16 protein-coding genes are annotated in these 21,378 nt (G+C 36.8%); 10 read left to right on the forward strand and 6 right to left on the reverse strand.

The genetic code is table 11. The features are described 5' to 3' along the window. Window positions 1–91: 91 nt before the first annotated feature. The gene (locus SVZ03_08580; GenBank protein MDY6934262.1) at window positions 92–1,255 is read right to left on the reverse strand and encodes a DHH family phosphoesterase; all 1,164 of its coding nucleotides are present in this window, start codon (window positions 1,253–1,255) and stop codon (window positions 92–94) included. Between the two features lie 108 nt (window positions 1,256–1,363). Beyond that, window positions 1,364–3,367 (reverse strand): adenylate/guanylate cyclase domain-containing protein, encoded by a 2,004-nt coding sequence (locus SVZ03_08585; protein ID MDY6934263.1) that lies wholly within the window; start codon window positions 3,365–3,367, stop codon window positions 1,364–1,366. Between the two features lie 351 nt (window positions 3,368–3,718). On the opposite strand from SVZ03_08585, the gene argS reads away from it, so the two are divergent. The 4 genes from argS to aroQ all read left to right on the forward strand — a co-directional run bounded on the left by argS (window position 3,719) and on the right by aroQ (window position 10,136). After that, window positions 3,719–5,386, forward strand: a complete 1,668-nt coding sequence (argS, locus tag SVZ03_08590; GenBank protein MDY6934264.1) for an arginine--tRNA ligase — start codon at window positions 3,719–3,721, stop codon at window positions 5,384–5,386. Between the two features lie 112 nt (window positions 5,387–5,498). After that, window positions 5,499–6,731 (forward strand): CinA family nicotinamide mononucleotide deamidase-related protein, encoded by a 1,233-nt coding sequence (locus SVZ03_08595; GenBank protein ID MDY6934265.1) that lies wholly within the window; start codon window positions 5,499–5,501, stop codon window positions 6,729–6,731. Continuing rightward, on the forward strand, window positions 6,728–9,568 hold the full coding sequence (locus tag SVZ03_08600; protein ID MDY6934266.1) for a tetratricopeptide repeat protein: 2,841 nt from the start codon (window positions 6,728–6,730) through the stop codon (window positions 9,566–9,568). Before SVZ03_08595 ends, SVZ03_08600 begins: the two co-directional genes overlap by 4 nt. Before the next feature lie 124 nt (window positions 9,569–9,692). Continuing rightward, window positions 9,693–10,136 carry a type II 3-dehydroquinate dehydratase gene (gene aroQ / locus SVZ03_08605; GenBank protein MDY6934267.1) on the forward strand — a complete coding sequence of 148 codons (444 nt, stop codon included), beginning with the start codon at window positions 9,693–9,695 and terminating at the stop codon, window positions 10,134–10,136. Window positions 10,137–10,157: 21 nt separating this feature from the next. Here aroQ and SVZ03_08610 read toward each other — a convergent pair whose 3' ends face one another. Then, the gene (locus tag SVZ03_08610) at window positions 10,158–11,231 is read right to left on the reverse strand and encodes a hypothetical protein (GenBank protein ID MDY6934268.1); all 1,074 of its coding nucleotides are present in this window, start codon (window positions 11,229–11,231) and stop codon (window positions 10,158–10,160) included. Window positions 11,232–11,377: 146 nt separating this feature from the next. Next, on the reverse strand, window positions 11,378–11,935 hold the full coding sequence (locus SVZ03_08615) for a hypothetical protein (protein ID MDY6934269.1): 558 nt from the start codon (window positions 11,933–11,935) through the stop codon (window positions 11,378–11,380). 313 nt (window positions 11,936–12,248) lie between these two features. Here SVZ03_08615 and mobB point away from each other — a divergent pair, with 313 nt between their 5' ends. The 4 genes from mobB (at window position 12,249) to fliM (ending at window position 15,717) form a co-directional block, all read left to right on the forward strand. Continuing rightward, a complete protein-coding gene (mobB, locus tag SVZ03_08620) occupies window positions 12,249–12,749 on the forward strand; it encodes a molybdopterin-guanine dinucleotide biosynthesis protein B (GenBank protein MDY6934270.1) in 501 nt (166 codons plus the stop codon). A 281-nt stretch (window positions 12,750–13,030) separates the two neighbouring features. Next, window positions 13,031–13,657 (forward strand): hypothetical protein, encoded by a 627-nt coding sequence (locus SVZ03_08625; protein ID MDY6934271.1) that lies wholly within the window; start codon window positions 13,031–13,033, stop codon window positions 13,655–13,657. Window positions 13,658–13,723: 66 nt separating this feature from the next. After that, window positions 13,724–14,698: a hypothetical protein gene (locus SVZ03_08630; protein MDY6934272.1), complete on the forward strand. Its 975-nt coding sequence runs from the start codon at window positions 13,724–13,726 to the stop codon at window positions 14,696–14,698. Continuing rightward, window positions 14,695–15,717, forward strand: a complete 1,023-nt coding sequence (fliM, locus tag SVZ03_08635; protein ID MDY6934273.1) for a flagellar motor switch protein FliM — start codon at window positions 14,695–14,697, stop codon at window positions 15,715–15,717. The genes SVZ03_08630 and fliM overlap by 4 nt, the downstream gene beginning before the upstream one ends. A gap of 123 nt (window positions 15,718–15,840) precedes the next feature. Here the strand turns inward: fliM and SVZ03_08640 are convergent, their stop codons facing one another. After that, entirely contained in the window at window positions 15,841–16,854 is a 1,014-nt protein-coding gene (locus tag SVZ03_08640) for a peptidoglycan DD-metalloendopeptidase family protein (GenBank protein ID MDY6934274.1), read from the reverse strand. Window positions 16,855–17,354: 500 nt separating this feature from the next. Between SVZ03_08640 and SVZ03_08645 the strand changes: the two genes are divergently transcribed. Beyond that, the gene (locus SVZ03_08645) at window positions 17,355–18,200 is read left to right on the forward strand and encodes a flagellin (protein ID MDY6934275.1); all 846 of its coding nucleotides are present in this window, start codon (window positions 17,355–17,357) and stop codon (window positions 18,198–18,200) included. Between the two features lie 186 nt (window positions 18,201–18,386). Continuing rightward, window positions 18,387–19,238, forward strand: coding sequence for a flagellin (locus SVZ03_08650; GenBank protein ID MDY6934276.1), 852 nt, complete (start codon window positions 18,387–18,389; stop codon window positions 19,236–19,238). A gap of 227 nt (window positions 19,239–19,465) precedes the next feature. Here the strand turns inward: SVZ03_08650 and SVZ03_08655 are convergent, their stop codons facing one another. Continuing rightward, window positions 19,466–21,199: a class I adenylate-forming enzyme family protein gene (locus SVZ03_08655; protein ID MDY6934277.1), complete on the reverse strand. Its 1,734-nt coding sequence runs from the start codon at window positions 21,197–21,199 to the stop codon at window positions 19,466–19,468. Between the last annotated feature and the right edge of the window lie 179 nt (window positions 21,200–21,378).

The following is a 21,378-nucleotide window of genomic DNA, read 5'->3' on the forward strand; positions in this document are numbered from 1 at the left end:
ATCATATAATCAAAAATAATATATTGTCTCCTCCCAGGTTATGGATGATGAGGATAATAATAACTTGGGATAAAGTTAAACATGATGATCTTTACAGCTTAGCGATGGTATTCACAACTCCATCTATTATCTCATTGGTATACTCCTCCAAATTTTTAATATCCTTCCTGGGGAATCTAAACCCAATTGCCCCTTCATGCCCCCCGCCATCGTGAATAGTAAAGATATCAAGGACCCGCCGTAAATCAAATTTTTTATAATCATGACATCTTCTCATTCGAAATTGTATCATATCAGATTTTCTTGAATTATCATAATATACCAGAAGGCTTACCTTTCCGCTTCTCTCAGCCAACTCATTGGCGATATGTTTTGAAACGGATACAATAATATCTTCATCAAACTCCTTACACAGATAATCCATATCTCTCTGATTTAGGATTATATAACCCACAGAGTCAATATAGTTCTGTTTCTCAATAATATAATCATAGCATTCCTCTTCCTGCACAGACAATTTTTGAAGTTCCTGAAATATCTCATCAATTTTAGTAAAATTGGTTTCCTTTATCGTAACCTTCATGAGTATATCGTTATACATGTTAGCAAAAATATCATAATATATTTTTTCTCTTCTCGATTTTAGATACTGGCCCATATTTGTATCACCCACTATTCCTGTGAGAATACTTAGGACAAGATTCCTTGAAAATGGATCTGATATCAGAAATCTCCTTAATATACGCCTCTTATTTCTCAATTTGAGGGCAATAATGCCAATCAATTCACATGTCGAAGAGGCATCAGTGACTAAAGAGTAACCCTCATCGCCGATGTATTCCCCATCACTTGCTATATGGTGATCAATTTCTATTTTCAGGATATCCTTTCTATCTACTAATTTAGCTATTTTCTTATTCATATCCACCATCTTGCGTTTGGGGGTATCACATATTACAATTGTATCGATCTTGGAGTTAATCCTATCAGTATTATTAATTATATCAATGGAATTAAATTTACAGATATCTAACAGATAGACGATATTACCAGGGATATGACTATTGATATATATTTGAGCAATCTTATCAAATTTAGTCAGTAGAATTGCGAAGGCAATCATAGATGATACACAATCTTCATCCGGATTTATGTGACCGAGAATTAAGAAACTTTTTCTATCAGCCATTGCATTTATTATATTATTGATTATTTTATTCTTCTCGTGAATGGTTTTTATCTTATGCTTAATCATCGTTTCCTTGTATAATAAGGGCTGAAGTTAAATATTCTTTGCCTCGTATTGAGCGGGGCTGATCTGCGAAGGGTTTAATGCGATAATTGTACAAGAGACAAAAGGGTGTTACTCTTTAATATCGATCAACTCGTATATCTTAACAGGCAGTTCCTTACCCTTTACCCTTATAACATCCAGCTCGCGTACAATTACACTATCCTTTACATATTCATAGGTGAATTCACTTATAATTATGTTAGTCTTATATACCTTATTAGTACCCTCAAGTCTAGCTCCGAGATTAACATTATCACCCATCAGGGTGTAATCCATTCTGGATGAGGATCCCATATTTCCAACAACCATATCTCCAGTGTTTATGCCGATTCCTATATCTAATTCAGGTTTACCCTTTCCTCTCCATTTCTTATTCAAATCATCTAGCTTAATCATCATCTCAAGCGCGGCCTTACAAGCCAATAGGGCATGATCCTCCTGGGAAATTGGGGCACCCCAGAATGCCATAATCTCATCACCTACATATTTATCCAATGTGCCATAATATTTAAATGTGATATCAGTCATTGATTCCAGATATTCATTAAGATGCTCAACAAGACCTTCAGGAGTCATCTTTTCAGAGATTGAGGTAAACCCTCTAATATCTGAGAAGAGCACTGTTAGTATCTTCTTTTCACCTCCTAGCTTCAATTTCTCCGGATTCTTGAGAAGATCGTCTACAACAGATTTTGAGACAAATTTTGAAAATGTTTGTCTTATATATTTTTTCTCCCTCTGTTCAGTCAACACCCTATAAGCAATAATAACTGAAAATGTTACCCCTATCTGAATAAGGGGTGTGGCAAAAATACAAATGAGGCTAATTGTGTCAAAGAGTATGTATACTCCAATAATATAGCCTATTATAAAGATTACGGTAAGTACGATTGATTTAACTATCGATATCCTTACTAATATTATACCTAATAATAATGCTATTATAAGAAGGATCAGGATATTCTCGAAATCGCTCAGTTCAACAATAAAGTCCTGATTGAGTATGGTATTCAACATATTAGCATGATGTTCTATCCCATAGGTTTCACCATAGGGTGATTTATGAATATCTGAAGCAATCCCAGTGGCTGCATAAGCGGCTACAAGGATAATCTTATTCTCCAGAGATTTGTTTGTCATTTCACCATCCTGATAGAAATAATAATAAGGATAGTGCTGAAAGCTCCCATATCCACCAATATAATTGATGTTCATGAAGCCCTCCCTGTCAATGGGTATGGATATCTCTCTTGCCTCATTAGGTTTGGCCATCTTCTCGATTGGTAGATTTTTTAGCTTTATATGCTTGCCTATCTTAATCTCTATATCATTTTTGCCAATCCCATAGTAATGCATCACAATAACCATATCCACAGAGGGATAATAAAAACCATTGAATTTAATAATCATTGGCAGCTTTCTTATGGTAGGGTCGGTTGGATCTGGCCGAATGTTCGCACAGCCAATACCCCTTGCCGCGCTGGATAATATCGGTATTGGCGGTTCTACATCCTCTACCCATGGCGGGAGGTTATCATTTGGATCCAATGGGAATCTTAATCTATCTAGCAATTTCTTACGTTCCTCGATATCAGAGATCTTCTTATCTACCTCTTCCGATTCAAATGCATAATCCAGGAATACATTTTTTGCAGATCTTATTGAACGCGCAAATTCCTCTTTATGTGGTTTATGATCCACGAACATAATATCAAAAAATATTGCTAATGGATTTCCGCTTCCCACATACCGAGTAAATTTTGCGTGAATATTCCATGGAAAGGGCCAGTAGTTTCCCTCTTCAGCAAAACTTCTTATGGTATTTAAATCTATTCCCAGAATTATTATATCATCCCTTGCCCTGGGATTCTTTTTATATCTCCTTACACCCTCACGAATCTTCTTCGATTTTTCTGAGGGGTCTCTGAGAAAGTATCTAAAATCAATGGCCCCCTTTTCCAATCCATCAAATAGATTGGTTTTGGAATATATGAAGACAAACATTAGAAATATGATTAAGGTTATTAAAAGGGCTATAAGTTGATTTTTTGTAAATTTAAATACATTATTCATTATATTAACCTGTTATTACAATCGTTAGCTTAGATAGAATCGAAATCAGCCCACAAAGGGCATCCAGAATTCTGATATATAGGGAGATCAATGAAAGCTATTTATCCCACCTGAAGGGATGATACTTTTTTATTCATTTAATCGAATTATCCTTGAATCTTTATGTCTTTTCAAGTTTTTTATTGTAATAAAAAATAATTATTTGTATAACTATTTAACAGGGATTAAAGTTAATTCACATCCCCTGGAGGATGCCATTATCCAATTTTATCCCTAATTATTATTGCAATTTATATGATCTAATGTAATCTGACCGATTTCCCAATAAATTATTTTATTATGAGGTGAGTGTTGCTTATTAAGGAAAGGATAAAGGATTTAATTGAACATTCTTGCATGAAGGCTGTAAGTGATAATCGAATTAGCGCTATCAGTTTTCCTTCAGTCAAAATAGAATACCCAAAAGACGAGAAGCATGGAGATTATTCCACACCACTAGCTCTTGAATCAGCAAAAATTCTAAAAGAATCACCTATGGGAATAGGATCAATTCTTAAGGAATATATCGAAGGTTCAGAAATTATTGAAAAAATAGAGGTTGTGAAACCGGGATTTATTAATATTTTTTTATCCCTTGATTTTCTGCATAAAACCCTAATCTCCGCGATAGATGAAGGCGAAAACTATGGAAAGTGTGGAAGGGGTACACCCAAGATGGTAAACATAGAGTTTGTATCAGCCAATCCCACAGGCCCTCTCAACATCGTTTCAGCTCGTGCAGCGGCATTAGGTGACACACTGGCAAATCTCCTTGAGGCAAGGGGTGATGTTGTAGACAGAGAGTATTATATAAATGATTATGGCAACCAGGTGTATCTGTTAGGTAAATCAGTGCTCCATCGATGTAAAGAGATAATGGGTGAGCGCATTGATTTTCCAGAGGATGGTTATCATGGAGAATATATTAAGGATATAGCCAGATATTTATGTGAAAATCATAAGGAAGAGACTTTGTCATTTGACAATGAGGATGATCAAATTGATTATATTTCCCGCAAGGCAGTTGATTATAATGTCAGGGGACATAAAAGCGATCTTGAAAGGTTTAATGTGAGATTTGATACTTGGTATAATGAGAGATCCCTTCATGAATCTGGCAAGGTAACAAAGACCCTTGATAACCTAGAGACCAAGGGTGTAATCTATAATGATAATGGCAAGAGGGTATTTGAAGCTACAGCATTTGGTGATGATAAGGATAGGGTTGTGGTAAGAGATGATAACAGACCTACTTATCTTCTTGCTGATATAGCCTATCATAAGGACAAGATGGAAAGGGGTTATGATCTATTAATTGACATATGGGGCCCTGATCATCATGGTTATATCTCCAGAATTGTCGGAGCCATGAAGGCGTTGGAATTCGATGAGGACATGTTTCGCATATTGATCGCTCAGCAGGTTAACCTGATTATGGATGGCGAGCTGGTCAAGATGTCGAAGAGACTGGGCAAGTTCTCCACAATGAGCGAATTGATTGACGAGATTGGCGTTGATGTAGCCCGTTATTTTTTCATAATGAGATCTTTAGATAGTCATCTGGACTTCGATCTCGCCCTTGCTAAAAAGCAGAGTTCAGAAAACCCTGTCTTCTATCTGCAATATGCTCATGCAAGAATTTGTTCAATCTTCCGTGAAGCAGAAAAAATAGGCACAGAGTATTTCCCATCTGGATCGACCGCTGAATACTTGAATAACCCTGAAGCTATTGCATTGCTTAAGCGGTTGGCTCTATTTCCTGAAGAGATTTTTGACGCTGCCTTTTATTTTGAGCCCCATCGGTTGGCAAATTATCTATTAAAATTAGCTCAAGGATTTCATAAATTCTATACTGAACATAGAGTCCTCTCAACAAATAGGGAAATGACAAATGCCTACCTATCGCTATGCGATGGAGTTAGGATTGTATTAAATAATGGACTGAAACTGCTGGGGATTTCAGCACCTGAGATGATGTGACTCCATGGATATTGATCTTTGAGTCGCAGTCATACAATTCGCTCACTAACTATAGTGGCATTATTTATCATAACTCTGGTGCTGATTAGGATTAATATTAAGGAATTTCTAAATGAAGAGAGTTGCAATTATCTCCACTGGAAATGAGTTAATCTATGGCAGTGTTCACGAATCTAACTGCTTTTATCTATCTGGGATGTTATTCCAAAGGGATTTCAAGGTGGTTTTGCACATTACTGTTGGGGATGAGATAGAGGAATTGCGATATGCATTGGGAGAGGCTCAGAAGAAGGCTGATATTGCAATCATTACTGGCGGATTGGGTCCTACGGATGATGATTATACCCTTGAGGCGCTGAAGAGTATATTTAACTTTAACACAACAATTTATGAGGCTGGGAAGCAGAGAATGGAATTTTTTTTCAATTCAGTAGGCAGAACAGTGATGAAGAATGATCTAAAGCAGATTACAGTGCCAGAGGGCGCCCATATCTTTGATAATGATGTTGGATTAGCAGCGGGTTTTTGTTACTCAGTGGATAAAAAGATAATTATAGCCATGCCTGGCGTACCGACTGAGATGAAGAATATGTTTGAGAATAGGGTTCTTCCCTTTCTGTTAAAGAAATACAGCATCGGAGAAAAATTGTCTATTGTGATAAGGACAGTCTTGATGAGAGAAGCGGATGTAAATGAGAAGATTAAGGAATTGAATATAGATTTTAATAAAATTGATTGGGGTATTACCACTGATTGGGGCATGAATACTGTGACCTTTGTCCTGAAGAGTGGTTATAATCTGTCCAAAGACGAGATTTTGCAGGAGTCTAGGAGGGTTTTTGGAGACCGATTGCTTTCTCAGAAATCAACAAATCTAGAGATGGAATTAATCGACCTTTTAAGGGAAAGGGGGATGACAATATCAACTGCTGAGTCCTGTACCGGAGGACTAATCTCAAAGAGAATAACGGATATTCCAGGGGCCTCGGATGTTTTCATGGGCGGGATGATAACATATAGCAATAGTTCCAAAATTAAGCAACTCGATGTATCAGCAGAGTCTATAAATCAGTTCGGAGCCGTAAGCGAGGAGGTGGCAAAGGAAATGGCAAAAGGGATCAGGGATAACTTCAATTCAAGTATTGGCCTCTCCGTTACAGGGGTGGCCGGGCCAGGGGGAGGCAGCGAAGGGAAGCAGGTGGGCACAGTATGTTTTGGTTTTGCTACCCCAGAGGGTATAGAATCTTTAAAATTAGACATAGGATCTGATAGAGATAGAGTAAGATTTTTTTCTTCACAATACGCCCTTGATCATGTAAGAATTTATCTAAAAAAAAGATTATGAGAATTTTACTATACCTTATCATTACATTCCTGCTGGCAATTTCAGAAGAGACTCTGTTATTGTCGCTTGACTCTAAAGCTCTCTATGAGCAGGGGATGGAAGCATTAAACTCAGGCAATTTCCGCTCTTCAGAGCTTCTTTTCAGGAAGATAATCGAATCAGACAATGAAGAGTATAAAGATAGGGCCTGGTTTAATCTGTCTCTTTCAATATTTCATCAAAAAAAGTACAAATCCGCAATCTTTGAGTTCAACAGATTTCTATCAATTTGTACAACATCAAATCTATGTCCTGAAGCAAGATACTGGATTGCTGAAGCTCATTTCTTTCTTCAAGAATATATCAAATCTATTGAGGAATATAAACGATTTATCTCTCAGAGTAAAAATAAATCATTAATAGCCTTTGCCTATGACAGGATTGGGCAGGTCTATTTTATCCAAAAGAGATATGATGAGGCAATTATTGAGTGGGAGAGGGCACTCAAGCGAAGCAGCGAAAAGGATCAAAATGAGATACGAACCTTAAATATAGCTGAGGCGCTGTTTCTTAATCAAAATTATAATGGCGCCATAAATTTATTAAGGCAGTTTATTCTATACAAAGTGGATATAAGGATATCGGCCCGCGCTAGGTTGATTCTTGGGAGATCCTATCAGCTAAAGGGTAATCATGCTGAGGCAATGACAATCTTTAATGGCGTTAATGATTCATTATTGAGCGAGAAACCCTTTTACGATATTAATTATTACAAAGCAATATCCGCTATCGCTCAGAACAATCTTAATGACGCTAAGCTCTATTTCAATTCATTTATCACAGTTGGGAAGGATTCAGTTTGGTATTATGATGCAAAATATGAGTTGGGTAATATATATATAAATGAGGGGGAGGAGAGTGAGGCGATTGATCAATTAGAGGAGGTGAAACAATTTGCAGACAAAGAGGAGATAAGGGGTAGAGCATTAATAATATTGAGTAAAATATATTTAAAACGAAATCCCAAGAAGACCATAGCCTATCTAGAGGAGGCTATATCAATAAACAACCCTGATAACAGAAAGGAGGTATTATTTCTATTAGGAAAGAGTTACATTGATGTTAAGAGGTATAAAGATGCAAAAAAGACACTGGAACTTTTAATCAAGGATTATCCTTATGATAGAGACATTGATCATGCCCATTTCTTTCTCTCCATGGTGTATCTTGATGAGGGAGATATGGACAAGGCTATTAGAGGATTCGAAAAGATCAAGGAGATAAATCCCTTTTCAAGGTATATAGATGAATCATACTATTATCTAGCCCTTGCTTATAATAGGAATAAACAAACTGGAAGGGCAATCGATCTATTAAAAAAATATTTGAGTCTTAAAAACTCTCAAAAAAAATATGAAGCTAATGTTCAACTCCTCGAACTCTACTTGATTGGGGATGATTATAAAAATGCTAAAAAAATAATGAAAATAGTAATTAAGCGTTATATCAAACAAGAGGGAGTTGATACAGTCCTATTAAAATATGGCAAGGCATTGAAGAAAAGGGGACTTAAAGCTGGGAAATATTTTAGATTAATAATCAAGAATTATCCAAAATCTGCTAGCGCTGGCACAGTATATCTAACATGGGGCGATGAAGCCTTTGTAAAAAAGGAATTCAAAAAAGCGGAGTGGTTTTACAGAAAATATCTATCAGTAAAGGGAAGAGAGAACGCAGCTTCAGTATTTCTCTATAGAATAATTTCACTCTATAAGATGAGAAGATATAAAGAGATTATCTCAGTTCTAGAGAAAGAGGATATACCAAGAATGGATGATTATACATCAAAACAAATTTCTCTTTGGGTTGGGAGGAGCCATTATCAGATCGGCCAATTTGAGGAGGCATACAATGTAATGTACAATTGGAATATAAGGGATTATTCTATAGGGGATCTTCTTATTATTACTAAAATCTCTCTTAAGGTTGGGGATATAAAATCAGCAAAGGAGGCATCAGAATTACTCCAAGGGGATAAGGATGCATATGCAGAATCACTATACGCTTTTGGAAAATATTATCTTGAGGAAGATGAAATTGACATCTCAATAGGATACTTCTCAAGGATTATAATTGAGAGTCCCACCTCTGAATATACCGACCTTGCAAAAGTGGAGATTGCTGAGATATATATCATTCAAAATAGACTATCTGATGCCATTCAACAATTGACTGAGATAAAAAACCAAAAGATAGTGAATAGAAAAAATGCAATGTTAATAGTGGCCAACTTCAGAGCAGGGAATAACAAGAAGGCTATTTCGCTTACCAAGACACATCTTAAAAAATTGACTAAAACAGAATATGGCGAGATGGCAATAAAGGAGAACCTATTATATTATTTCAATAAGAATAACTTAAAAGAATTTAAAAAATACTCCTGGTACTTAAAAAAATATAAGGGTAATAATTCATATATCAATTATCTATCCGGGAAGATATACTTTGATCAGAATAAATACAAGAGTTCATACTATTTTTTCTATAAATTGGCCCAAGTTAAAAATGAATATACTGAAGAGTCACTCTTTTATCTTGGAATAATCAGCCTTTTTCAGCAAAAGAATACTGAGCGTGCGGTTGGTTACTTCAATAGAATAATAAAGGAAAAAAATCCTACAAATCAAGACAGTAAATTTTTAGTACAGGCAAAGATATATCTCTCTATTATCTTGAAAGAGAGGGGTAATATGGCTGACTCAAAAAAAATACTCAAGGATATTCTAAGAAGCTCTGAGAATATGATGTGGAAGACACAAGCGGAAAATCTCTTTGAATATTACGGTTATTCCAAATAAACTAACATCATTAAATTGATTTCAAGGTATATTACAATCCCTGCTATTATATTCCAATTCCCATTTCTCTACTCATATGAGAAGGATTTTAAATATAATTGTGATATTGGAGTGAACAATGAAGATGAGATTATTGGTAATTCATGGTCCTAATCTTAACATGCTGGGGAGTAGAGAGACAGATATCTATGGCGATTGTACCCTTAATGAAATAAATAAGATGATTGAAGATTTTGGCAGGGATAATAGGATCGGAATTGAGACCTTCCAGTCAAATAGCGAAGGGGAGATCCTAAATTATATTCAAAGGAATATCGATTCAGATGGGATTGTCATAAATCCAGCTGCTTACACCCACACTTCGGTTGCGATAAGGGATGTTATTAAAGCCGTCAAAATTCCAACAATAGAGGTCCATCTGTCCAACATCCACGCAAGAGAGGAATTCAGAAAAAGGTCCCTCATTGCCCCGGTATGTATAGGACAAATATCCGGATTTGGATATAACTCCTATTTGTTAGGCATCTCAGCCATGATGTATTATGTAAAGAGAAACAACAATGATTGAAGCATAATTTTTATTTGAGACCTATATGAAATCAAGTTCCCTTGAAGCGAGGATGAACATTGAATGGCTCCAACACAGTGGAGATATTGATTGTTGAATGTCATTGTCAAATATCTGTTCTGGAATAAATTCATTATATGTAGAATTCACCACTTTTTTATAGTATTGTAAAGCCTTGTCCCTATTGCCATTCTTACTCTGCACAATACACATCCAGAAATTGAGTATGGGCCAGAATCCTGCCCCCTTATTTCTATGCAAGGTTTGATACATCCAGCCATCATACTCATCCTGTTCATATCTATGTACACCAAAATCCCTCACCAATCCCTTCTCAATAAGTCTAATAGTCTCTTGTGCTAGAGGATCTTTAACATCGACTATATCAAAGGGCCAGATTAGCCCCAAGGCGCTTGCGTCAATTCTTTCATCATTCAGCACGCCAAAGGACCTGCAGAAATACCCCCTTTCCTCTGAATTCCTGAAAAGGACTCCCCTCATCTCCCTTGCCACATCCACATATCGCTGATCAGGATAGAGTTGGTCAGCTGATAGCAATCCACGAATACATGCGCCGAGAGAATAGGAAAAATTCTCTTTCATATCCGGGAAGGTCATTCTCTCCTCCCAGAGGTCATTGGTTATTATCGAAAAATGATCCTGATCCCAAAATCTGCACAATCCTTCCGCTGAATGAAGGACTAAGTCCTTATGCCTATCCGCTTTGGCTGGATCATCCCTATAATAATGCCAAAGCGCATATAAGATTGATCCTGTTTGATCGGGTTGGAATCGCTTCAATGCCTGTAAGCCATTAGGATAATACTTTTCATAGAATAGGCCAGTCTCTTCCCAACCCTCAGCTCTCATCAATAACCAGTCGAAAAATTTTTCTTGAATACCTCCTATACCTGCCACCTCACCAGCGATACAGGCAAATAGGGCATCCCTGGGCCAGACATAGAAGTAGTTCTTAACATCCTTTGAATAATAGGGTTTAGTAGAATTTGCAGCTACTATAGCACCATTCTCAAGGCAGCAGTCCTGAATCACATCTTTGCTGACTCTTTGTAAACATTGTATCCGTTCTTTCATAATTATTGAAAGCGACTGTACAGCTCAGTTGTATAGGTATGAGCCTAGATTTTATATCATAGTCTCGATTGCGGCTTCTGAATTATATAACCCTTAGATGCAACATACTCAATGAAAGAAAAATTAAATCTTGGAGAATTATGATACTATTCATCTCCCTTGAGCGTGTAATTACTCTTTAAAAAATTATAAATGGTGTCAAGGGCGGGATCAGCAGTTCCTCTTATGTCCGTATCTATTAAAACATCCTTTCTGTTCTTAGATAACCAATTATGCAATCTTCGTGAGGCATCCTTTTTATCTTTAGAGAGATGACAAATCTTCACTAACTTCCTCATCTCATCCAAAGCAAAAAAATTTCTGGCTTTATTAATCACTATTACAAAATAGCTATTGTCTTCACCCTCCTTCACTTCGATGGTCAATTTAGTTGATACTGGGCCTTTTTTTGCTTCATCCTTGATATATTCTTTATTTTGAAGCTTCTTAACCTGCTTTTTAACCTGCATATTATGCAAAATTATCTCTGCTTGTTGAATCAAGAATTTCAATCCCTCCTCGTTAAGATCCTTAATCATAATTTTTAGATGTTTTATTAATTCGTCCTTTTGTCTATTATGCGTACCCTTTTCCCTTTTGGGTATTCCGCTAACTTTTTTTGCTGGTGATTTCTTATCAGTTCCTGTTTTGGTCTGCTTTTTCATCGGATTATCCAGATAGTTTAACCTTCATAGATGTTTAGTATACAATGACGCACCCTCTTCTGTATGTTTATGAAGTGTAGGCAATATTGAAGTAAGGAAAGGATGTCTCAATTTACTATACTTAATCTATTCTGTCAATTTCAATATAATAATCCCTTCTATCATTTATATAATATAATTTACTCCCTCTAATTCAATGAGTCATTCTATTTTACATCGTTAATTCTTGACAGCAATTCAGTTTATCATAAATTTATTGCAATCAAATAGTGAAACCATTAGAAAAAAATAGGTCAATTAGGATTATGGGAACATGCCTTCAATAATAGCAATAGTTGGAAGATCAAATTCTGGTAAAACCACTCTAATAGAAAAGCTTATTCATTATTTTAACATGAAGGGGAAAAAACTATCAATCATCAAGCACATGAAACATGAATTTGATATTGATTATGAGGGGAAGGATACCTTTAGATATAAAGAGGCAGGCGCCTTTTCAAGTCTCATTACTAATGATATGATGTTCGCAATTGTCTCAAAAATTGATGACAATAGTACGCCCTTGGACCTTGCTCATAATTATCTAAATGATTCTGATCTTGTTATTATTGAGGGATTTAGAGAGGGAAATATATTTAAGATTGAGGTAATTGGAAATTCTGAAGAAAAGCCTCTCTATATATCAGGAGTAGAAAATATTGCAGCAATAGTGACGGATCAAACCATTGAAACAGAACTACCTATTTTTCAAAGAAATGACATTGAAAATATTGGCAAATTTATCGAAGAATATATTATGAATAATTCAGCATAACATCACACCTAAAGAAAGAGACAAAAATGATTTTTTCTCTATCATGCAATTTGTAACAAAACTCTTACTGGCTGTAAATGAAGTAAGATACAAATAATTTAGTTTTTGGTTAATCCATTTTCAACCGATAATAGCTATAGTATACTAATAGTCATAGCCCACAACCCTGTTAGGTCATTGCTTCACATCAGAGAGGTGCTGTTGGATATGAAGATACTATTTCCTGCTACCTGCAGGTAACCTATATAATCCTAATCCATTTGCAAACCAAGGTGTATAATATGAAAAAATCATTTATTACTCTTACAATATTACTAACAGTAATTAATTCTTCAATTTTTTCACAAGTTAGTAATAAAAAAGATAATGTCAGGATGAATATGAAGGATGTGAGTGGATATGGCGATGTAAAATGGGGGGCAAGGTTTAGTGATGCAAAAGAAAGGGTGATTGGGAAAATAGTATATCATGATGATAAAAAAGTAATTATTACAAGAGATGAAGAGATTGAGTATCGATATGGCTTCTTTTTTATGGATACTTCTATATCATCACCGGAAGAGGAAAAGAGTGAAAAGGAGACGACTAAACCAGTGGAATCATCACTTGAGGCAATTCTATTCTATGTATCAATACAGTTCCCCTATTTGACGATGGTGGATGTAAGAAAAAAAATTGAGGAAAAATATGGGCAGCCAACAGGTGAAACTGTTAAGGATAGTCAGGGGGCCATTATTTGGGACTTCGATAAGACAGCAATAATTATGTGGTTAGATAGATATGAGAATAATCCCTTTTGCAGAAAGATAAATTATGTTAGCAAGGAATTAGCTAAACAGCTAAATGAATATCAAATGCTCATATTCAATAAAACTGAAATTGAGATATTAAAGAAATTATCGCTATGAGGCTTCTACAATTTTACTGCTAATAACCAGTAAAATTGTGCAGGACACATTCAATCAATTCTAATTATGAAAGACTTTAATTTCAATGTATGCAAAAGAATAGCTTTGTTAAGGGGAATGCTCCTATTCCTGATAACTTTTAATTCATTTCAACCTCTTTTAGCCTCCCCAAAAAACGATCATAAAACTGGGTTAAGGGTTTTTCTGCATATGGACAGGCTCACTTATGATTTTAATGAGATTCCAATTCTTAATATATGTATAAAAAACAGCTCCACAACAAATGCATCTCTTACTGTTTATGATATTCTGCATACAACATTTCAGGTAATTGTATATGACATGAATGGAAGAGAGGCTGAAATCATTGTGCCATATCGATTGATGAATAAAAATATTGAAGATGTAATACGAGACATAAAACCAAGGGTTATTGAGCTTTCCCCAAAGGAGATAATATCCCATTCTATAAACCTAAAAGATGTTTATAATCTGATACCTGAAATGGAGTATCGCGTGAAGGGATATCTCTTTTCTGATCTGAAGAGATTTGATGCTATTCCCAGTGAAAATATATTGACCTTTAGAATCTTGAAATCCTTAGGAATTAAAAAAGAGATCAGAATAAAGGAGATTGACCGTAAGATATCAGCATCAGAAATAATTTTGCTTGCTCTGACAGCAGAAAAGAAGAGGGATTGGGATAATTATTTTAAATATATAAAGGTCGAAAGCTATATAAATGCCTTTTCTGATTATGTTAGGGTTTACAATGAGGCAGATGAAAAAAAAAGATTGAATATTATAGATAATTTTATTAAGTTTTTAAAAAGGGATAGAGTAGACCATATTCTTAATTTTAAAATAATTGAAGAGTCAGTTTTTGAGGATCAAAATATTGCTCATGTTGATGTCGAAGTAATCAGATTTGGACCTATAATTCCATTTACCTATAAATATAAATACGTTTTAGAGAGATATGATAATTTCTGGTTAATAACAGATGTTGAAGCAACCGTTAGAAGGGGAAAGAGATCATGACAGAGATACTTTCGCAGGATGAAATAGATGCCCTATTGACTGCCATATCCACTGGGGAGATGGACACAACGGACTACTCCGCCACAAAGGAGCAGAAGAAGGTTAAGATATATGATTTTAGACGTCCTGATAAGTTTTCCAAGGATCAGATCAGAACGTTACAGATGATGCATGAGACCTTTGCCCGTTTAACAACAACAGCCCTTTCAGCCCAGTTGAGGGCTCTTGTAAGCGTTCATGTGGCCTCTGTTGATCAGTTGACATACGAAGAATTTATAAGATCCATTCCTAATCCCACTACAATCGCTGTAATTAACATGGATCCTCTTAAGGGTTCCGCAGTGCTTGAGATAGATCCATCAATCACCTTTACTATTATTGATAAACTCTTTGGAGGGACTGGAGAATCAGCCAGAATCAGCAGGGAATTGACTGATATTGAGCTTTCTGTAATGGAGGGTATAATTGTACGAATCCTGGGCAATCTTCGAGAGGCATGGTCAAATGTGATCGATCTCAGGCCAAGACTGGGAAATGTAGAGACTAATCCCCAATTTGCTCAAATCGTTCCCCCCAACGACATGGTTGTACTGATTACACTGGAGACCAAGGTTGGAGAGGTAGAGGGAATGACAAATCTCTGTATTCCCTATATCACAATTGAACCGATAATCTCAAAGCTTTCAGCCCAATATTGGTATTCAAGCATCAGGAAAGGCGCAACCGATGAGAATGCCTTAATTATACAGAACAGATTAGAGACAGTGGAACTTCAAATTGTTGCTGAGATAGGGGAAGTTGAGGTTACCATGATGGAGGTATTGGAGCTTAATGTTGGGGATGTAATTAAATTTCCTGATGCAAAGATCAACTCGGATATGACTTTAAGGATTGGAGGCAGGAAAAAGTATAAATGCCGGCCTGGTCTCATTGGCAATAGAATTGCTATTCAGATAGGTGAAAGTATAGAAGAGGTGCCTGATGAATTACTCATTACCAAGAGGAGCGAGGAAGAATAAGATAAACCATCCATGGATTATTTTGGCGCTAAATAAAGTCAATTTTGAAAAATCACCTCAGTGTATTTTTTCAAAATTCCGATGCGCTAAAATATAGGCGCAGACTAAAGCCCATCCACTAAATCATCTGGCTAGTTTATTCAAGTAAGGAAGGGGATTAACGAATACAGTCCCAATCTTGATCTGATAAAAACATAAATGCCTTTTTGCTTTTCCTGTTTTACCGGTATAACCTATAACATCTCCCTTTGATACCTTTTGATCAGCTGAAACTGTGATCCTTTGACAGTGTGAATAATGAGTGGTATACCCATATTTATGCTTTATTGAAATGCTAAGCCCATGTTTTGAGTTCCATCTTATGCTCTCCACCTTGCCCGGAGCTGTTGCCATTATCTCAGAGCCGGGGAATGTCGCAATTTCTAGTCCTTTTTTGAAGTGCGCATTAGTCGAATAGGGGGATGAACCCATTCCATATTTCTGTATTATATATCCTTCCACAGGCCAGATTGAAGGCGTATTTTCGATTATTTTTTTCTGCCTATCCATAAAGCTTTTTATCTTATCCAGCACAATATTTATGGTCTTCAACTCCTGTTCCATCTCTTCGACATTCAATATCTCCATAGGAGGAACCACCCCCTGCCCTGCCACATCGACCGCTTTCACTACACCGCCTGAACCTTTAGCCCAGAGAGAGTTCGCGTCCTTTGCATGTGTGAGTGAATATAGATATGTTATTTCAGGTTTAAATCTCTGAAACTGGGTGTAGAGCTTATTTATCTCTTCCTTATATTTTTCAATTTGAATCTTTGAGTTCTTCCCATACATTTTTAGCTTACTTACACCTTTTATGGTAGATGCATGGTTGATTACAATTACTGATGTAATGGTTATTGTGGTTATGATGATACAGATTAGCAGGAGTATTGTGTAGATTCTGATATGGAAACTACCTATTTTTTTTTCTGAATGGGGGATAAGCATTATCGTTATGCGCTCCCTCCCCTTGTTTACACATAAACTAATGCTCTCTTTAATTCGATAATATAAATCACCGAAGTGATCTCTTAGAAATCCGCTAACATTATTTTGGAGATCGTCGAGATTTGAGTCCTTAAAAGGATTTAAACCCATATTTATCCATTAGTATAGTAAGTATGACAATATGTTTTTATCTGTTATAAATAATATAGTCAAATTATGATAAAGGGATCATATTGAATTTGTCAAGTTTTTATTATCCGATATTGCAATAAAAGTGTTATCACCCTAGCCCTCATAATATACAAATAAAAACTATACATTGTATGTTAACTTCTGTAAGTACTGAAGAATAATCATTAAAGGTTTAGGCAATATTAATTATTAGTCAATAAAAATAAAAAAATTCTAATGGAAAATTTTAATATACCGAAATAAAGATAAGGGAGAACAATACACAAATATTAAAAAATGGTTCTATATAGATGCATATGTGCCATATATTACAATAAACACATATATTCACTAATAATCGCCCTACAGCACCTTCAATTTGAACCTGCCTTTAACCGATTCTTTTAGAGTAAGATTTACCATCATTCATGGTTGGCATGGAGGCCAATCAAGGGTTATAGATTCATGGAGGAATCGGAATGATTATCAATCACAACCTATCAGCTATTAATACCCACAGAGTGTTAAAGTTCCAGCATTGGAGTGTGAATAAAAATATGGAGGCCCTCTCTTCTGGAATGAGAATCAACCGTGCCGGTGATGACGCTTCAGGTCTGGCTGTTTCCGAAAAGATGCGGACACAGATTCTTGGACTTAGACAAGCGGAAAGGAATACAGAGGATGGGATGTCTCTAATTCAGACAACTGAGGGTTATCTTCATCAACTCACCCAAATTATTCAGAGAATGAGGGTGCTTGCTGTTCAGTCCGCAAATGGTATTTATACTATCAATGATAGACAATTGATACAGATTGAGGTTTCAGAGCTAGTTGACGAGGTTGACAGGATTGCCTCCCAAGCTGAGTTTAATAAAATGAGTCTGTTGCAGGGCGATTTCTCTCGAATTAGCAGAAGCGCATCGATGTGGTTTCATATTGGCCCAAACATGCATCAGAGGGAAAGGGTTTATATACAGACAATGACAGCATTGGCCTTAGGAATAAAGGATATCACTGGTCAACCCATAACCCTATCAACACCGGATTTCGCGAACAGGAGTATAGGCATCTTCGATGAAGCGCTTCATGTCATTGCGAAACAGAGGGCAGACCTAGGCGCATATTACAACAGATTAGAGCATACGGCCAAAGGGCTCATGTCTGCCTATGAAAACATTCAGGCAGCGGAGAGCAGGATTCGAGATGCGGATATGGCTGAGGTTATGGTTGACCTATCAAAGAACCTGGTTCTGGTTGAGAGCGGCACAGCCATGTTGGCACATGCCAACATGAAGACAAAGGGTGTGCTAACCTTACTCAGATAGCAATATATTATTGATCGGTCAAACGCGTATAGAATTGTTCTTTGAAAACTAAGCCGCATATTACAGATTTCTGGTTATCTGTAATAGCGATTAGGGAAATATAAAAGGTATCCCCTTAATTTTACAACCTGGTATAAATGACCTGATAGGGAGATCAGGCAAAAATTTAACAAAGGAGTGTTTATTATGATTATCAATCATAACATGAGTGCTATAAATTCGAACAGGGTTCTGAAATTTAAGCACTGGGATGTAAACAGCTCGATGGAGAAGCTCGCTTCTGGAATGCGTATCAACAAGGCGGGAGATGATGCATCAGGCTTAGCTGTTTCAGAAAAGATGAGAACCCAAATTCAGGGTCTGAGGCAGGCTGAGAGGAATACAGAGGATGGCATGTCCTTTGTTCAAACAACTGAGGGTTATCTACAGCAGTCTGCAGGGATTTTACAAAGGATAAGGGTTCTTGCTGTACAATCTTCAAATGGTATATACGCCCAGGAAGACAGACAGCTTATCCAGGTGGAGGTATCAGCCCTGGTTGATGAGATCGATAGGATCGCATCTCAGGCGGAGTTCAACAGGTTTAAGCTATTATTGGGCGAATATTCCAGAGTGAATCCTAGGGCAAGTATGTGGTTTCACATGGGGCCAAATATGCACCAAAGGGAGAGGGTGTATATAGGAACCATGACCTCTGAGGGATTGAATCTTACAGAGCGTACTGGAAGAATAATTGCAAATGTGAGCACTGCTGACAATTCCAACAGGACAATTGGAATAGTAGATGATGCTCTTCACAAGATTGCGAAGCAGAGAGCTGATCTCGGCGCCTATTATAACAGGCTTGAGTATGCTGCAAAGGGCTTGATGACAGCATATGAGAACATACAGGCATCTGAGAGTAGGATCCGAGATGCTGACATGGCTGAGACAATGGTGAATTTCACAAAAGATCAAATCCTTGTTCAGAGTGGCACTGCGATGTTAGCTCAAGCAAATATGAAGACAAGAACTATATTGCAGTTGCTTGGTGGTTAATACAAATTTCACTTACCCCCCTCCCCTTCATATATAATCATAGCTTCTGGGGAGGTAAAATAGAGAGATAATACTTAATTTGATAGGGAATACCAGAAATATATAACCCGCTCCTTTTGAGCGGGTTTTTTATTGTATAATCAATAGGGGATAACATAATCCCTGTCCAACTAAAATATTTTCTCCTCACCAATTAAATTGATCTATTCATATTAAGAATATAATCACTACATGCCATACTTCTCTTTAACATCAGCCCTTCGTATCTTCCCTACCGGATTTAGAGGGATATTATCTACAAATACAACTGTTTTAGGTTTCTTAAATCCTGTCATTTTATCTCTACACCAATCTATCAGCTCGCTTTCATTCATCTTTTCTCCCTCAACCAATTCAACAACAGCCCTGACAGCCTTCCCCCAGGTTTCATCCGGCACACCAATTACACATGAATGCAACACCTTCGGATGGGACTGCAATATCTCTTCAACCTCATGCGGATACACCTTCTCGCCCCCGGTTGAGATGGTCTCCTTTTTTCTATCAACAATCATTAGATCACCATCCTCATCAAAATATCCAAGATCGCCGGAATGAAACCACCCTCCTTCCATCACCTTTGCAGTCCCCTCTGAGTCTTTATAATATTCCCTCATTACAGTGTCACTCTGATAGCAAATTTCTCCCACCTCACCCGGAGCCGCCTTCTCTCCATTCTCATTTATAATTTGTACATTAACCCCTGTAAGAGGCGTCCCGACAGCTCTATCCTTAAGTCCATCAACAGATGAATCAATTCTCATAGAGGTTACAGGCGTCATTTCAGTCTGTCCAAATCCATCAATTATTATTGAATGGGGGAAGGATTCCAATATTCTCCTCTTCAGTTTAGCTGGATTTATACCGGCCCCTGTCATCGCCATCTTTACAGAGGTCGTATCATATTTTCCAAATTCAGGATAATCCAGCACCATTTTCCATTGAGTAGGGACAAAACCAACCATATGAGGCCTCTCCCTTTCAATTATCTCTAGGGCCTCCTTCGGATCAAAACTGGCCATACTTCGCAGTATACACCTGGGAGGTGATCCAGTGATTGGACCTACTATCAACATTACATAGTTTGCCATATGAAATAGCGGCATATTGGTAAATGCTGAATGACCACCCGTCAATCTCTGTAATAATGGCGCAATGGGGGTTCCAAAGGTTTTCGGCATTGTGCTTGAAATCATCTTCCCAATCATAGACCTTACAATAGTCAAGCTCATCACCTTTAATAATAGTTTTCCAATCAAAGACTTTGGTTCGCCAGACATTCGCTTGAAATCAACCCTCGGATCAGCAATCAGTCTAGCTAAGAGATCGCTAAACATAAATTCAGCCATCTTCCAAAAATTATCATAGGTCAGCACCACCCCCTTTGGCATCCCTGTTGTCCCCCCAGTAAAGGAGATCGTGCAAATATCATCCCCAAAAACCTCCACTGATGGATCAGTGGAGGGATGTTTGCTGATCATCTCTTCATATTCTAAAAAATTATCGGATATTTTGGTTTCTCCCCTTTTTATACAGATAAAATTTTTAATACTACCTAATCTTGGCAATGCCTCTTCGACAACCTCCATATATTGATCCTCAAATATAAATAATATAGAGTCGGATTTTTCTACTTGATATTCGATCTCCCTTGCCACAAATTTAAAATTCATTGGGATCGGTATTGCCCCGATCTTTTGGAGAGCGTAATTAGCCTCAAAAAACTCGGGACAATCATGAAACATTATAATAGCATGATCACCCTTTGCAATGCCCAATTCCCGTAAGGCATTCCCTAACCTATTCACCCTTTCATCCAATTCCTTCCAGGTAATGTTCCTATCCCCATAGGTCACTACAATGCCATTGGGATTATACCTAACCATATTGGAAAGCAACTTACCATAACTCTTCTTAGACATATTTCCCCCCGCAATATTATAATCAACCACCTAGATGAAGTACTTTTTAAATTATACTAACTATTTCACAATAGAGAATGATATAATTATAGACAATAATTTTACTTGTTAAGTAAAATAGCAACAATATAATTTTATATTGTTTATATATGATTTTTCTCGAAAATTACTCTTCATAC

The organism is Spirochaetota bacterium (assembly GCA_034190085.1).
Classification (GTDB): domain Bacteria; phylum Spirochaetota; class UBA4802; order UBA4802; family JAFGDQ01; genus JAXHTS01.

Excerpts from the sequence above, each read along its gene's own strand:
- SVZ03_08580 (MDY6934262.1), bottom strand. The coding sequence starts at position 1,255 with ATGATTAAGCATAAGATAAAAACCATTCACGAGAAGAATAAAATAATC.
- SVZ03_08585 (MDY6934263.1), bottom strand. The coding sequence starts at position 3,367 with ATGAATAATGTATTTAAATTTACAAAAAATCAACTTATAGCCCTTTTA.
- SVZ03_08595 (MDY6934265.1), top strand. The coding sequence starts at position 5,499 with ATGAAGAGAGTTGCAATTATCTCCACTGGAAATGAGTTAATCTATGGC.
- SVZ03_08600 (MDY6934266.1), top strand. The coding sequence starts at position 6,728 with ATGAGAATTTTACTATACCTTATCATTACATTCCTGCTGGCAATTTCA.
- aroQ (MDY6934267.1), top strand. The coding sequence starts at position 9,693 with ATGAGATTATTGGTAATTCATGGTCCTAATCTTAACATGCTGGGGAGT.
- SVZ03_08610 (MDY6934268.1), bottom strand. The coding sequence starts at position 11,231 with ATGAAAGAACGGATACAATGTTTACAAAGAGTCAGCAAAGATGTGATT.
- SVZ03_08615 (MDY6934269.1), bottom strand. The coding sequence starts at position 11,935 with ATGAAAAAGCAGACCAAAACAGGAACTGATAAGAAATCACCAGCAAAA.
- mobB (MDY6934270.1), top strand. The coding sequence starts at position 12,249 with ATGCCTTCAATAATAGCAATAGTTGGAAGATCAAATTCTGGTAAAACC.
- SVZ03_08625 (MDY6934271.1), top strand. The coding sequence starts at position 13,031 with ATGAAAAAATCATTTATTACTCTTACAATATTACTAACAGTAATTAAT.
- SVZ03_08630 (MDY6934272.1), top strand. The coding sequence starts at position 13,724 with ATGAAAGACTTTAATTTCAATGTATGCAAAAGAATAGCTTTGTTAAGG.
- fliM (MDY6934273.1), top strand. The coding sequence starts at position 14,695 with ATGACAGAGATACTTTCGCAGGATGAAATAGATGCCCTATTGACTGCC.
- SVZ03_08640 (MDY6934274.1), bottom strand. The coding sequence starts at position 16,854 with ATGGGTTTAAATCCTTTTAAGGACTCAAATCTCGACGATCTCCAAAAT.
- SVZ03_08645 (MDY6934275.1), top strand. The coding sequence starts at position 17,355 with ATGATTATCAATCACAACCTATCAGCTATTAATACCCACAGAGTGTTA.
- SVZ03_08650 (MDY6934276.1), top strand. The coding sequence starts at position 18,387 with ATGATTATCAATCATAACATGAGTGCTATAAATTCGAACAGGGTTCTG.
- SVZ03_08655 (MDY6934277.1), bottom strand. The coding sequence starts at position 21,199 with ATGTCTAAGAAGAGTTATGGTAAGTTGCTTTCCAATATGGTTAGGTAT.